15 protein-coding genes are annotated in these 13,337 nt (G+C 65.4%); 7 read left to right on the top strand and 8 right to left on the bottom strand.

Annotation, left to right across the window (positions count from 1 at the left end; genetic code table 11):
* The first annotated feature begins 85 nt into the window (after nucleotides 1-85).
* Together AC1ROK_RS12440 and AC1ROK_RS12435 are read left to right on the top strand one after the other, a co-directional pair.
* The gene (locus AC1ROK_RS12440; RefSeq protein WP_492847244.1) at nucleotides 86-949 is read left to right on the top strand and encodes an aminoglycoside phosphotransferase family protein; all 864 of its coding nucleotides are present in this window, start codon (nucleotides 86-88) and stop codon (nucleotides 947-949) included.
* 163 nt (nucleotides 950-1,112) lie between these two features.
* A complete protein-coding gene (locus tag AC1ROK_RS12435; RefSeq protein WP_492847242.1) occupies nucleotides 1,113-1,544 on the top strand; it encodes a CBS domain-containing protein in 432 nt (143 codons plus the stop codon).
* Nucleotides 1,545-1,623: 79 nt separating this feature from the next.
* On the opposite strand, the gene AC1ROK_RS12430 is transcribed toward AC1ROK_RS12435, so the two are convergent.
* Genes AC1ROK_RS12430 through AC1ROK_RS12420 form a run of 3 tightly spaced genes read right to left on the bottom strand, consistent with a single transcriptional unit; the run spans nucleotide 1,624 to nucleotide 3,222 of the window.
* Nucleotides 1,624-2,061, bottom strand: a complete 438-nt coding sequence (locus tag AC1ROK_RS12430) for an EamA family transporter (protein WP_492847240.1) — start codon at nucleotides 2,059-2,061, stop codon at nucleotides 1,624-1,626.
* A gap of 2 nt (nucleotides 2,062-2,063) precedes the next feature.
* Nucleotides 2,064-2,858: a DUF6597 domain-containing transcriptional factor gene (locus AC1ROK_RS12425; RefSeq protein ID WP_492847239.1), complete on the bottom strand. Its 795-nt coding sequence runs from the start codon at nucleotides 2,856-2,858 to the stop codon at nucleotides 2,064-2,066.
* 40 nt (nucleotides 2,859-2,898) lie between these two features.
* Complete coding sequence (locus tag AC1ROK_RS12420) at nucleotides 2,899-3,222, bottom strand: hypothetical protein (protein WP_492847237.1); 324 nt, start codon at nucleotides 3,220-3,222, stop codon at nucleotides 2,899-2,901.
* Nucleotides 3,223-3,303: 81 nt separating this feature from the next.
* On the opposite strand from AC1ROK_RS12420, the gene AC1ROK_RS12415 reads away from it, so the two are divergent.
* A complete protein-coding gene (locus tag AC1ROK_RS12415; RefSeq protein WP_492847235.1) occupies nucleotides 3,304-3,696 on the top strand; it encodes a DUF3224 domain-containing protein in 393 nt (130 codons plus the stop codon).
* A 134-nt stretch (nucleotides 3,697-3,830) separates the two neighbouring features.
* Here the strand turns inward: AC1ROK_RS12415 and AC1ROK_RS12410 are convergent, their stop codons facing one another.
* The 5 genes from AC1ROK_RS12410 to AC1ROK_RS12390 form a co-directional block, all read right to left on the bottom strand.
* Nucleotides 3,831-5,378, bottom strand: a complete 1,548-nt coding sequence (locus AC1ROK_RS12410) for a tryptophan halogenase family protein (RefSeq protein ID WP_492847233.1) — start codon at nucleotides 5,376-5,378, stop codon at nucleotides 3,831-3,833.
* A 414-nt stretch (nucleotides 5,379-5,792) separates the two neighbouring features.
* Nucleotides 5,793-6,107, bottom strand: coding sequence for a hypothetical protein (locus AC1ROK_RS12405; RefSeq protein ID WP_492847231.1), 315 nt, complete (start codon nucleotides 6,105-6,107; stop codon nucleotides 5,793-5,795).
* Complete coding sequence (locus tag AC1ROK_RS12400) at nucleotides 6,104-6,925, bottom strand: amidohydrolase family protein (RefSeq protein ID WP_492847229.1); 822 nt, start codon at nucleotides 6,923-6,925, stop codon at nucleotides 6,104-6,106. Before AC1ROK_RS12400 ends, AC1ROK_RS12405 begins: the two co-directional genes overlap by 4 nt.
* A 78-nt stretch (nucleotides 6,926-7,003) precedes the next feature.
* Nucleotides 7,004-8,053 (bottom strand): Gfo/Idh/MocA family oxidoreductase, encoded by a 1,050-nt coding sequence (locus AC1ROK_RS12395; protein ID WP_492847227.1) that lies wholly within the window; start codon nucleotides 8,051-8,053, stop codon nucleotides 7,004-7,006.
* A 192-nt stretch (nucleotides 8,054-8,245) separates the two neighbouring features.
* Nucleotides 8,246-9,532 carry a neutral/alkaline non-lysosomal ceramidase N-terminal domain-containing protein gene (locus tag AC1ROK_RS12390; protein ID WP_492847225.1) on the bottom strand — a complete coding sequence of 429 codons (1,287 nt, stop codon included), beginning with the start codon at nucleotides 9,530-9,532 and terminating at the stop codon, nucleotides 8,246-8,248.
* A 245-nt stretch (nucleotides 9,533-9,777) separates the two neighbouring features.
* On the opposite strand from AC1ROK_RS12390, the gene AC1ROK_RS12385 reads away from it, so the two are divergent.
* Genes AC1ROK_RS12385 through nagA form a run of 4 tightly spaced genes read left to right on the top strand, consistent with a single transcriptional unit; the run spans nucleotide 9,778 to nucleotide 13,308 of the window.
* Complete coding sequence (locus AC1ROK_RS12385) at nucleotides 9,778-10,542, top strand: GntR family transcriptional regulator (RefSeq protein WP_492847223.1); 765 nt, start codon at nucleotides 9,778-9,780, stop codon at nucleotides 10,540-10,542.
* A 48-nt stretch (nucleotides 10,543-10,590) separates the two neighbouring features.
* Nucleotides 10,591-11,601 carry an SIS domain-containing protein gene (locus tag AC1ROK_RS12380; RefSeq protein WP_492847402.1) on the top strand — a complete coding sequence of 337 codons (1,011 nt, stop codon included), beginning with the start codon at nucleotides 10,591-10,593 and terminating at the stop codon, nucleotides 11,599-11,601.
* Nucleotides 11,602-11,625: 24 nt separating this feature from the next.
* Entirely contained in the window at nucleotides 11,626-12,120 is a 495-nt protein-coding gene (locus tag AC1ROK_RS12375) for a CPBP family glutamic-type intramembrane protease (RefSeq protein WP_492847400.1), read from the top strand.
* 27 nt (nucleotides 12,121-12,147) lie between these two features.
* The gene (gene nagA / locus AC1ROK_RS12370; protein ID WP_492847221.1) at nucleotides 12,148-13,308 is read left to right on the top strand and encodes an N-acetylglucosamine-6-phosphate deacetylase; all 1,161 of its coding nucleotides are present in this window, start codon (nucleotides 12,148-12,150) and stop codon (nucleotides 13,306-13,308) included.
* The last annotated feature ends 29 nt before the right edge of the window (nucleotides 13,309-13,337 follow it).

The raw sequence follows: 13,337 nt of genomic DNA, 5'->3' as shown, positions 1-13,337 counted from the left end.
CTTCAGCAACAAGCTCTCCTCCCTGACCTGGCCCCGCGGCATCCCGCGGGGTTTCTTTTTTACCCCTCTCGGCTAAGGGGAGGGCATGGCTACCCTGCTCAACCCCACTCCCGACGCCACCATGCTCAGCCGCGCCCTGGCGCGCTGGTCGCTGACTCGTCCGACCCTGCTCGTCGAGACCTCGACGAGCTTCGTCTACCGCGTCGAGCGTACTGGCCAACCGCCGGCCGTGCTGAAGCTCTTGAAGCCCGGCACCGGTGATGACGAGCGCAATGGCGGCAGCCTCCTGGTCTGGTACGCCGGCAATGGCGCCGCTGCCGTCTACGGTCTCGCCCGTGACGCCGTGCTGATGGAGCTGGCCGATGGTGAGACCCTCGGCGATGTCGCCCGCGCCGGTCGCGACGCCGAGGCCACCGAGATCCTCTGCGACACCGTCGAAAGGCTCCATACCCCTCGCGACGCCACGCCGCCCGCCGGTCTCACCCCGTTGCGCCAGCGCTTCGAGGCACTGTTCCGGGTCGGGGCTGCCGCCTGGCCGCGCCAGGCCCGCGATCTCGTCGGCCGCGCTACCGGGATCGCCTACAACCTGTTCGACAGGCCGATGGAAACCCTGCCGCTGCATGGCGATGTGCACCACGACAACATCGCGCACGGCAGCCGAGGTTGGGTCGCGATCGACCCGAAGGGCCTCATCGGAGATCCGGCCTACGACTACGCCAACAGCTTCCTCAACCCTGAGGAAGGCGACGACTTCGTCATAAGCGCCGCGCGCGTCGGCAGCCACTCCCGCACTATCGCCGCCCGCTCCGGCATCCCGCGCCGCCACCTGCTCGCCTGGGCTTCGGCCCACGCCGCCCTCAGCGCTGCCTGGGACATCGAGGACGGCAACCCGGTGACGCAGCAGATCAGCATCCTGCCGCTGCTGCTCACCGCCTACGACACTGCCTGACGAGAAATCTGTTTCACCCCGCGCGCTGAACTCTCTGCCGCTTGCTGCATTTCCCTCCGTCAGGGGCGGCGAGCCTCGTCGTCTCCGAGTCTTTGCTCAGTCGCGCTTTCGAACGGAAAAGTCTGCGATTTTTCCCGAAAGCGCTCCAACAGGGAGAACGGCCATGAAAGTCAGCGAATGCATGAGCACCGATGTCGAGCTTTGCTCACCCGATGACACCATCCGCTCCGTCGCGCGTACCATGCGCGAGATCGACGCCGGCTCGATGCCGGTCGGCGAGAACGATCGCCTTGTCGGCATGATCACCGACCGCGACATCTGCATCCGCGCCGTGGCGGAGGGCATGGGCCCCGAAACCCGTGTCCGCCAGGTGATGAGCTCCAGCCCGCGCTGGTGCTACGAGGACGAGGAACTGTCCGACGTCTCCGACCACATGGCCGAGTTCAAGATCCGCCGCCTGCCGGTGCTCAACCGCGAAAAGCGCCTGATCGGCATGATCTCGCTCGGCGATGTCGCTCTCGCCGACAGCGGTCGGGCCAGCGCCCACGCGTTGCACGAAATCTCCGAACCCGGCGGCATGCACAGCCAGCACTAGGGTTCGAGCCTCTCTCAGTCGGCTGATCCTCCCCCGCGCGGCGGGGGAGGATGGCACCGTCGGCTGCTTCAGTTTGCCGTCAGATCTTCCAGGCCAGCGTCACGGCTCCCAGCGCAACCAGGCCCACGCCGATCCAGCTCTGCACGGTCAGCTTCTCCCCCAGGAACAACACGCCGAAGATCGCGACGAGCACGACGCTCAGCTTGTCGATCGGCGCCACTTCCGCGGCCTGCCCAAGCTTCAGCGCCCGGAAATAGGCCAGCCACGATGCCCCCGTCGCCAACCCCGACAGCACGAGGAACAACCAGGTCTTGCCCGAGATCGTGTCGAGCGGCTGGAACTTTCCCAGCCCCAGGACAATCCCTGATAGCACCACGATGATTACCCCGGTCCGGATCAGCGTCGCGAAATCGCTGTCGATGTTCTCGATGCCGACCTTGGCGAAGATCGCCGTCAGCGCGGCGAACACCGCCGAGAGCAAGGCCCAGAACAGCCAGCTGTCGAATGGCGAGGCCATGATCATCCTTCCTGTCTGGTGAGAAATGCCTTGGGCGCCGCCCCGGTCAGCTTCTCGAATGCGTGGTTGAACGCCGCCTGATCGAAATACCCCAGCCGGTGTGCCAGCTGGGTGAGTGTTTCCGGCCCCCCGGCGTTCAGTGCTTCCACCGCCTCCAGCATCCGATATCGGTCGATGACCCATTTGGGCGGCACCCCGACATACTCGTCGAACAATCGCTGCAGCGCCCTGAGTCCGAGCCCGAACGCTCCGGCCAGCTCGCCGGCTGAGACCAGTTCGAGGTTCGCCTCGGCAAATCGCACGATCTGCCGCGCCAGCCCGGCCTTCTCGTCCGGTTGCGGTAACTGCGCCCGAACCAGTTCCTCCATCCGCTCGGCCATGCCGACGGGATCGTTGAGGCCGGTGAATTCCTCCTGCATGGCTGTCGATGTTCGCGAGAACACCGTCTCTACCGGCAGCCACGTGTCACTCAGCACACTCACCGCGCGCCCAAAGAACGGCCGGAACGCGCCCGGCCAGAACTTCGTCGCGAACACCCGGCCCGAACCGCTGAGAGTGGTCTCGAACACCCCGGTTGCCGCGCCGAAAATGCCGGTCTTGCCACGCGAGTCGATCACCACATGCTGGTTGGGGTGGCTGAGATTGCGCTGCGTATAGGGCGGGCGCTCGCCCAGGTCGTAGAGGATCATCCAGTGGTGCTCGACCCAGTCGGCCAGGTCTTCTGACGGCTCGAACCGCGTCAGCTCGAAATGCTCGAAGCTGGTCCGCTTGTGCAGCAGCCCGCGTGCCGGCTTCACGGCCGCATCGATCGGCCTGGGATCACTTTGCCGCATCAGGTCAGCGCACGCCGCTCATCTCAGAGGTCCGCACCACGTGGTGCTGCACGAACTCGGTCCGCTCCACCAGGAACGCGTCGTCCTCGGGGTAATACTGTGCCCGCTGGTAGTCCTCGCCGGCGAAGCGCTTCACCGCCTCGAGGTCGGTCCACCAGCTCAGCGTGGTGATGGTGCTGAGCCCGTCGGCTTCGGCGCTGGTGAGAATCTGGAAGCCCAGGTTGCCGGCGGTCGCGGCGTAGTGGGCGGCTCCCGTCTCCTCGATATAGGCGACGTAGCGTGCTTCGTCCGCGGTGCGGATACGGGCCGACCATTGGCGCAGGATCATCCGCTAACCTCCTCTGTCGCGAAACTACAATTCCAGACGGCGCCGCTCCGCTAGCTTCCCCGTCCAAGCAAGGAGAACCCGATGAAGACCGCCAAAGGCACGATTCTGCATAACAACTGGGACGAGAAACCCTACCACGAAGCTGCCCCGCTGAAATCGAGCGAAGCAAAGATCGACATCGTCATGCACGGTGCCATCGAAGCCACCGGCCCCGGCCGCTACCTGATGCAATACCCCACCACCGACACTTGCCACTATGCCGGCTACCTGGTCATGGACGGCACGCTCGACGGCAAGTCCGGCCAGTTCATCGTCTATGAGGTCGGCGACTGGACCAACGGCATCGCCGCCAGCAAATGGCAAATCGTCGAAGGCTCCGGCACAGGCGAGCTAAAGGGCATCACGGGGCAGGGCAGCTACGCCGCCGAGCACGACAAGACCGTGCATTACGAGCTGAGCTACGAAATTAGCTGAAGCAGACGGCCCCCTCCCATCCTCCGCCCTTAAAGGGGGAGGTGCCGCATCGAGTGTCGGTCACGATCGAGCCACAACCTCGACTCTTCACCTCCCCCTTCAGGGGGGAGGCCGGGAGGGGCCGTCTCTATCGGCTACGCGCCGCCCATCCCCCGAACCAGCTCCAGAAACTGAGCATGCCCCAGCGCCTTGCTGGCTGCCTGCTTGTATTCCTTCACCAGTCCAGCATGCGTCTCGCGCGCGAATTTTCTCAGCTTCGGATCGCGCGCCATCTCCGCCTTGGCCACCGCGGGATCGAGCAGCCCCAGGCCATCAAGCACCGGATAATGTAGCTGCGTTTCGACATGCGGCAGCCCGAACAGGTAGTCGGCAAAATGCTCGCGCCGCGGCATCTCGGTCTTCCAGCGCTCGAGCCGCTGTCTGGTCTCCGGGTGGATCCGGTGCGCTCGCACCTCGCGCCAGAACGGCGTGTCGTCCCGTTCCGTCATATAGTGGGTGTTCACGAAGGTGCGGAAATCGTCCACCTGCCGCCCGACGCGGCGGTTATAGTCGTCGCGCAACGGCTGCCCCATCTGGGCGGGGTCCCGCAGGTACTGCCCGGCGAACATCATCATCTGCACGATCGTGCCGTGGATCGAGGTCGATTCCAGCGGCTCGAGAAAGCTCGAGCTCAGCCCCACCGCCACAACATTGTTGATCCACGCCTTCTCGAGTCGCCCGATCTTGAACTGGATATCGCCGCGCACCTCGATCTTGCGCCCCAGCACCCGTTCCACCTCGGCATGTGCCTCGTCGGGGGTGCGGAATTCATCCGAGTACACGTAACCGCAACCATACCGGTACTGCGTCGGGATCTGCCACATCCAGCCCGCTTCCTGGGCCCAGGCGCGGGTATAGTTGGCGATCTCCTCACCCGGCTCCACTGGCAGCCAGAAGGGCAGGGCCCGGTTCACCGGCAACTCGTGCTGGCACGAAATCCATGGCGCCTGCATCTCGCCGACGATCAGGCGCTTGCGGAACCCTGTCGCGTCGATGAAGAAATCGCCCTCGAGCTTCTGCCCGTCCTCGAACACCAGCGCCGTGACGTCGCCGGTCTCGCCGTGCCGCTCCACCCCGGTCAGCACGTTGTCGACGATCTCGACGCCCTGAGACTTCTCCTTGAGGAACTTGCCGACCAGCGATTGGTCGAAGTGATAGGCCGGCAGGAACGGTCCGAGTGGGATCAGCGATCCGTCCGCCTTCCTGGCCCATGGCGCCTTCTTCTGCTTCAGCAGCGGCCCGAACAGGTGCATGTCCTGCACCGGCTCGTTCACCGACACCGCATAGACGTTGAGATAGTCCGACGGCGCCCCCGGCGGTGGCCGTACCACCGCGTGCGGATCATCGATCGGCCCGTAGTAGGTAAAACCCTTCCGCCGCCAGTCCTCGTGTCGGATCCCCAGCTTGTAGGTGGCCTCGGTCTTCCTGAAGAACTCGAAGATATCGATGCCGAAATGCGTCAGGAACACGTGGAACGCCGCGGTCGTCGCTTCGCCCACCCCCACTGTCGGAATCTTGGAGGATTCCACCACGCTCAGCTTCGCATCGAGCTTCAGCCGCTTGATCGAGTCCTGGATGATGAAGGCAGCGATCCACCCGGCGGTGCCGCCGCCCACGATAACGAAGTGCGGTTGTTCCGCCATGTTCGTAGTCCTCCCTCAGCGGAGGAAACGCGATGCAGGGCGGGGCGGCAAGAGGCGAGCGGCGACGGAAAGTCCGGAAAGCTAAGGTCGATCCGGCTGCTCGTCGGAAGTTACCGTGGAAGCCGATAAAGTTCTTCGATCAGGCCGTTTTCGTCCTCGATCGCCAAAGGCGTGCAGAACGACAGCCAAACGATCACAACAAACAGACAAACTCCCCACATGATCAGTGCGGCGATGAATATCCTGCGTCGATGTCTATCGTCTAACAGTTCTGGACTGCCGCGCGTCATAACGTCCCCGGTGGGAGTTGAAGCACGCGTTCACGAAGTCAGTCAAATCACGCTATCCGGCGGAGAACGACTGCGTGAGTCCTTGCGTTAGGTGCCGGCCTACTCGAAGGCGGAGATGGCCTGGCTACTTGAGAAGCTCTCTGGGCACAAACAGGATGATGATCGAGACGACCAGGTTGCCGTTGGCGCGCGGCAGTCCACCATCTGGATTTCTATAGATCGCATACCCTGCCGCGGCCCACAGGGTCGCCCCCAGGTACACCAGGGGAAGCAACAGCAACCACACTACGTAGGACGGGCTCGGTACAGGAGAACTCAGCAACGCCAGTGTGAGCGCGACTGCCACGATGGCGATGGCGATGAGGGTGTATCGCCAGCGATTGACGGTCAGATCCCGCAGAGTTGCCTTCGAATAGCCTTCCTCGGCCTTACCCATCATACCCGGTACACCCGCTCGGCGTTTTTCGAGAAGAGCTTCTCCTGTTCTGTCCGGCTGGCGCCGTTGACGATCTCCCGGCTGGCGTTCACCCACTTGGTGAGGTCGGCAAACAGCGTGACCACCGGATGGTCGCTGCCCCACACCACGCGGTCCCACCCGAACGTCTCGATGACGAACTCGACGTAGGGGCGGATCGTGTCCACGGTCCAGGAATCGTCCACGTTGGCCAAAATCCCTGAAACCTTGCACACCACGTTTGGCAGATCGGCGATCCGCTCCATCCGCGTCGTCCAGCTCTCCCATTCGCGCTCGGCGATCTTGGGGTTGCCGCAGTGATCAAGCACGAACTGCGTTTGCGGGCACGCCTCGATCAGCGGCGGCGCCAGCATCAGCTCGTGTGATTTCACGCAGATATCGAAGCTCATGTCGTAGCGCGGCAAGAGCCGGATATTGTCGATGAAGGTCTGCGTCTGGCTCAGTTCCGCCGGCTGCCCCTGCAGCAATCGCCGGATGCCTTTGACCTGTCCCAGCTCTCGCATCCTCTCGAGGTGCCTTTCGAAATCCGCGTGTTCCGGCCGCCCATTGGCGATCGCCCCGATCACCCGATCGAGCCCCAGAACGAACTCGGTTTCTGCGGCGATCTCGGGTTCGGCGACATCTACTTCCATATGCAGCGCCGCCTCGATGCCCAGCGGGGCCGCCTCCGCCCAGTAGCTCTCGACATGCCACGGCTTGTTGATCGCCGGCGCCCCACCCAGCCACGGATAGGAGAACCTGTCGGGATAGATCAGGTGCAGGTGCGTATCGACAATGCGCATGAAATCAGCCGTTTGAAGTGTGAATCCGAACTGAGAAGTTAGCCTGTCGACACCCCGCCTGACAGGCCAGTCTTTCGGCTATAGCTGCACCGCAAGCCCGCTCCGGATGCTTTCGTCCGCCGCGATGCAGATCCTGAGCGATTGCACGGCGTCATTCATGTGCCGGCTGAGGTCGATATCCTCGACGATGGCGCGATATACATAGTCCTGCTCCCGTGCGCAGAGCGCATCGTGGTGTGGCTCGCCCTGCATCGAGATGTACTCGTCGGCGTTGGCGAAGCTCCCGTCCGGCGCGAGCGCCGCCCGGTGCACCCGGATCTGGTCGGTCCGCGTGTGGGTGTCGAGATCGTCCGATCTGGCGCCCGGCTCCATGACGATCGACACCGCGCCGTTCGGGGTCATCACGTCCTTGATGAAGAAGGCGTTCTCCGAAACCATCGGTCCCCACGCCGCCTCGTACCAGCCGCGCGAGCCGTCCTCGAACAGCACTTGCAGCGCGCCGTAATTGTACATGTCCGGCGCGATCTCGTCCGAGAGGCGCACCCCCATGCCGCGCACCTCGACCGGCCTTGCGTCGGTGATCTGGCACATCACGTCGACATAGTGCACGCCGCAGTCGACGATCGGCGACGTCGTCTCCATCAGAGTCTTGTGCGTCTGCCAGTTGGCCCCGCTCGATTGCTGATTGAGGTTCAACCGGAACGCATAGGGACCGCCGAGCTTGCGCGCTTCCTCGATGAAACGGATCCAGCTCGGGTGGTGCCTCAGAATGTAGCCCACCACCAGCTTCCGCCCATTGGCCCTGGCGGCGGCGACCACCCGCTCGGCATCGGACACCGTCATTGCCAGCGGCTTTTCGACGAACACATGCGCGCCCTGTTCCAGCGCCATCACCGCATAGTCGGCATGCGTATCGGTGTAGGTGTTGATCGATACCAGGTCCGGTTTCAGCTCGCGCAGCGCTGCCTGATAGTCGGCCAGCACCTGGTAGCCGGCGAGCTCCACGTCGAGCTTCGGCGCCCGCCGGTTCACCAGCCCGACGATCTCGAACCCCGGGTGCCGGTGATAAGCCAGCGCATGGCTCCGCCCCATATTGCCCAGGCCCGCCACAAGTACACGAACGCTCATCTAAACTGCTCCAGGTCCTGCTCTCCCCGGCGAAGCCGGGCAACGTTTGGTTGGGCGGCGCCCCTTGCGCCTGCAATCACGCACAGAGTCATTCCTGCGAAAGCGGGAACCGCTGTTTTCCACGAGCGCTGCAAACCGAGATTCCCGCTTTCGCGGGGATAACCCTGCGGATAACTCGGCGGTAGAGCCGGCTCATGTACCCGACGAACCCGTGGCCCTGTCCAGCCTGGCGTTGAGCTCGATCGCTGCCGCCTCAAGCCGCTCGGCCGAGCCCTCCGCAAACGCCGCCGGCAAGCCATAGTAGCGGTGCGCCTCGAGCACCTCGTAGCCGCCGAACGGATATTCGGACGCCGGCGGAATATACCCTGGCACGCCATCGGCAAAGCTGTTGACGAAATGCACGCGCGCCGCATCGCCGCGCACGTTCAACGCTGACTGCGCGAACATCTCGCCCGGCATGAAGCTCAACCGCACCCCAGCCCAGTCGAGCACCGTCACCTTGCCGGTCCACGGCGCAGTCGGCCGCAGCGCGACGGTCCCGGCCCAGTCCGCCCAACACTCGTAGAGCGCCGCCCAGGCCGGATCGGACTCGGCCGCCTTGGCCCGCCATTCGGCTGCCAGTACGGACAGGGGCACCGTCTCGTTCCGCTCGAGATCGAGCGTCACCGCTTGGGTCGCCGCGGCAATCCTGCCATTGCACCGTTCGAGTCCTGCTGCCGAAACACTGGCGGCGATCCGCCGGCCCAGCCGTTCGGCCTCGGCATAGGTGCGATCCGCCGTTGGTACCGTGCTGATCGACGAATGCGGCGAGTGCCCCGTGCTGATGTCGCCCGCGCATCCGGTCAGGAACACCGCGATGATCCCAGGATCGGCGGCCTCCAGCGCCTCGCGCACATAGTGCGGAAAGTCGGCCGTGTACTGCCGATTATAGGCCGCGAGCACCACCGGGTGACAGGCGTGTGCAGCGAGGATGGCGATCGGCTTGCCGTCGACGCCGTCGATCCGCAGCACCGGCAGGGTCGGGTCGATGACGCCGCCGTCGTGCCGCCGGTTGAAGGCGATCCCGGGATTGTCGCCGGTGCCGGTCGAGAGGAGTGCTGGCCGCTGCGCCGCCACGGCCCGGTCGATCGCCTCGACGCACCCGTCTTCCAGCCGCGCCAGAAAGCCGGCGTCAAATTCGGTTCCGCCGCGACCGGCCATGCTCACTGGTCCGCCATGCGTATGCGTGGCGATCACCGCCACCCTGTCGTCGGGCAGCACGCAGCGCGAGCGGATTCGCGCGCAGCTCTCCTCGTGCAGCCCGATCACGTCGGCGACAACGATTGCCGTATCGCCTACGGCAATGGCCCGCGCCGTCAGCGCATCATGGCTGCCGGTCGCCGGCTGGGTGCGGGCTGCATAGCCGGACATCATCAGTCCGGCTGGCGGCGTAATATCGATGATCGAGGCGCCCGCCAGCAGCGGCGATATTTCCGGCATTCCAACCACGCTCCCATCGACTTCTTCGCGGGGCGGCATTAATGCCAAAAACATACCACTTGTCGAGCGTAGCCCTCGCAGAATCCGCTTCGACCGCCGGTATGGGACCGATCTCACAGAGGGCCGGGCCCTTTTGGCCTAGAAACCGCTTGGTCAATGGTCTTTTATTGGTATTATGGGATGAATGTGGGACGACACCCGCGCCGGGCCGATTTGCCCGGTGGTTTTGGTCCGGGACGGGCAATTTGACCAGCAACCTCTTCAGCGCCGAAGCCATCATCCTGCCGCAGGGCGGTCCGCTCTACCTGCAGCTGAAGCGCTGGATCGAGGATGCGGTGGCCCGGGGCGCCATCAAGCCCGGCGATGCGCTTCCCTCCGAGCGCGACCTAGCCGCCAAGGTCGAGGTTTCCCGCGTCACCGTGCGCAAGGCCGTACAACATCTGGTGCGCGATGGCCTGCTGATCCAGCGCCATGGCTCTGGCACCTTCGTTGCGCCGCAGCAAAGCCGGGTCGAGCAATCGCTGAGCCAGCTCACGTCCTTCACCGAGGACATGGCGCGCCGTGGCATGGCTGTGCGCGCCATCTGGCTCGATCGCGGCATCTGCGACCCATCGCCCGACGAGACCGTAATTCTGGGGCTTTCGCCCGGCGATCGGGTCGCCCGCGTGGCGCGCCTCCGCCTCTCCGGTGATATGCCGCTGGCCATCGAGCGCGCGGCGCTCTCCGCCGAGACGCTGCCCGATCCGGCTGCGGTGGGCTCGTCGCTCTATGCCCATCTCGACAAGACCGGCAATCGCCCGGTGCGCGCCATCCAGCGCATCCGCGCCGCCAATCTCGAGGAGGACGATGCCCGTCTCCTCGAAATCCCCGTGGGCGCCGCCGCGCTCCATATCGAGCGCATCGCCTATCTGCCTTCGGGCAAGGTTGTCGAGCTGACCCGCTCGGTCTATCGCGGCGACACCTATGATTTCGTCGCCGAACTCAGAGTCGGCGAAGCCGCCCGCAAATGATCGCAAACCGTGAGTGATGCCGTGACCACAGCCGCCAACGCCAGCTACATGCGCCAGGAAGTCGAGGAGACCCCGTCGGCGATCGCCCGCCTGCTCTCCGAGGGCAAGGCCGATTTCGCGGCCGCCGGCAAGGCGCTCCGCGCCGCCGACCCCACCGCCATCGTCACCATTGCGCGGGGCTCGTCGGACCACGCCTCGTCGTTCCTCAAATACTCGATCGAGTTGTTGGCCGGCGTGCCGGTCGCCTCGGTCGGCCCCTCGGTCTACTCGATCTACGGCCGCGAGCTGAAGCTCAAGGGCACTGCCGCCATCGCCATCTCGCAGTCGGGCAAGAGCCCCGACATCGTCGGCATGACCCAGTCGGCGAAAAAGAACGGCGCGCTCACCTTCGCACTGACCAACACCCCGGACTCGCCGCTGGCCCAGGCTTCCGACCAGACCATTGCGCTTCGCTCCGGCGAGGAGAAGTCGGTGGCCGCCACCAAGACCTTCGTCGCCTCGGTCGTCGCGGGCCTCGGCATCGTCGGAAACTGGTTGGAAGACAAGGCGCTGCTGGCGGCTCTGGACTCACTTCCTGAGGTGCTCGAGGAAGCCGTGCATTGCGATTGGTCGCCGCTGCTCGGCGCGCTCGACAAGCACCAGTCGCTTTATGTCCTCGGCCGCGGCCCGGCGCTCGCCATCGCCAACGAGGCGGCGCTGAAGTTCAAGGAGACCTGCGGCATCCACGCCGAGGCCTACAGCGCCGCCGAGGTCATCCATGGGCCGGCCCGCATCGTTGAGCACCACTTCCCGGTCCTCGCGCTTGCCGCGCGAGACGCCGCCGAAGCCTCGGTCGCCGAAGTCGCCGAGCGGCTGGCCGGGCAGGGCGCTCGTGTCTTCATCACATCGGTCAACGCGACCAGCGCCGAACGCCTGCCGTTCGCCGCCTCCGGCCACGCCATCACCGACGCCCTGGCGCTGATCGTCAGCTTCTACGGCTTCGTCGAAGCCCTCAGCCGCCGCCGCGGCTTCGATCCGGACCGCCCCCCGCACCTCAAGAAGGTGACGGAGACCATATGATCGGAAGGGCCCCGCGTGCAGGGCATGCTCCTCCGCGCCGTTCGTTCGCTGGGTACGCCACCCAGCACGGCGGCGTGGCGGGATTCGGCGCTCATTGGCCTTGCGGCGCTGCTGCTGATCGCCGGCCTGGCTGCCGCCTCGGGCCTGTTGCGCTACGAGCCACGCTTCGATCCACTGCTGCTGACGGTGTTCTTCATTCCCGCCCTGACCGAGGAACTGATTTTCCGCGGCCCGCTGCCGGGGAGGGGCGAAAGCGCACGCCCGATCGTCTGGTACGCAGCCGGTGTGCTGGTCTTCGTCTTGTGGCACATCGTCGAGGCGCTGACCTTTCTGCCGCGCGCCACTCTGTTCTTCACGCCTGGCTTCCTCTTGATTGCCGCCGTGCTGGGCACCGCCTGCGCCGCGCTGCGCTATCGCACAGGCTCGCTGTGGCCCGCGGTGGTGCTGCATGGCGTTGTGGTTCTGCTCTGGCAGGCGCTGTTCGGTGGTCCGAGCGCAGCCGAGCTGATGCAGGGATAATTCAAACTCAGACGAGGAGGCCGGCCGATGCCCGCCACTAAACAAGCCTTCACCGGAGCCCGCATCTTCGACGGCGCCGAATGGCACGACCACATGGCGCTGGTCGTCGCCGACGGCAAGGTCGAGGGCCTGATTGCCACGGATTCACCCACCGACGCCATTCGTGTTCCCGCCGATGGCGCGATGATCGTCCCCGGCTTCCTCGACCTGCAGGTCAACGGCGCCGGCGGCGCGCTGCTCAATGATACCCCGACGCTCGATGCCATCCGCACCATCTGCGCGACGCTGACGCAATTTGGCTGCACCGGGAGCCTCCCGACCCTGATCACCGATACGGTACCCAAGAACGAGGCCGTCATCGCCGCCGGTGCCACTGCGGTGGAGCAGCACGTTCCCGGCTTTCTCGGCCTCCACCTCGAGGGTCCACATCTGTCCATCGCCCGCAAGGGGGCGCACGATCCGGCGCTGATCCGCCCGATGGACGAAGCCGACCTGCAGCGGCTGCTTGCCGCCAAGCGCGCGCTCCCGACTCTGCTCATTACCGTCGCCGCCGAAACCGTTGGCCCGGAACAGATTTCCCGTCTCGCCGCGGCCGGCATCATCGTCAGCATCGGCCACTCCGACGCCAGCTACGTGCAGGTGGCCGCTGCCGCCAAGGCCGGCGCCTCGATGGCCACCCACCTGTTCAACGCGCAGAGCCAGATCGGCAACCGCGAGCCGGGCCTTGTCGGCGCCGTGCTCGACCTGCCCGGGCTCGATGCCGGGCTCATCGCCGACGGCATCCACGTCCATCCGACCTCGATCGGCATCGCGCTTCGCGCCAAGCGCGGCCCCGGCCAGGTCTTCCTCGTCTCAGACGCCATGTCGATCACCGGCACCGACTGGACTGAGTTCGAGCTCACCGGCCGCACGGTCTATCGCAAGGATGGCGCCCTGCGCCTTGCCGACGGCACCCTCGCCGGCGCCGACCTCGCGATGATCGACGCCATTCGTTATGTCCACCAGACCATCGGCGTGCCGCTCGACGAGGCCCTGCGCATGGCGAGCCTCTATCCCGCCCGTGCCATCCGCGCCGAAGCCGACCGCGGCCACCTCACCAAAGGCGCCCGCGGCGACTTCGCGGTCCTCAGCGATGACCTGAAGGTGCGCTCCACCTGGATCGGTGGCGAGAAGGTCTACGGGGCCTGACAAAACAAAGCGGCCGTCCGAGGGACGGC

The sequence above is a fragment of the Devosia sp. GW821-FHT12F11 genome, assembly GCF_058806655.1.
This window is presented reverse-complemented; position numbering and strand designations above follow the sequence as displayed.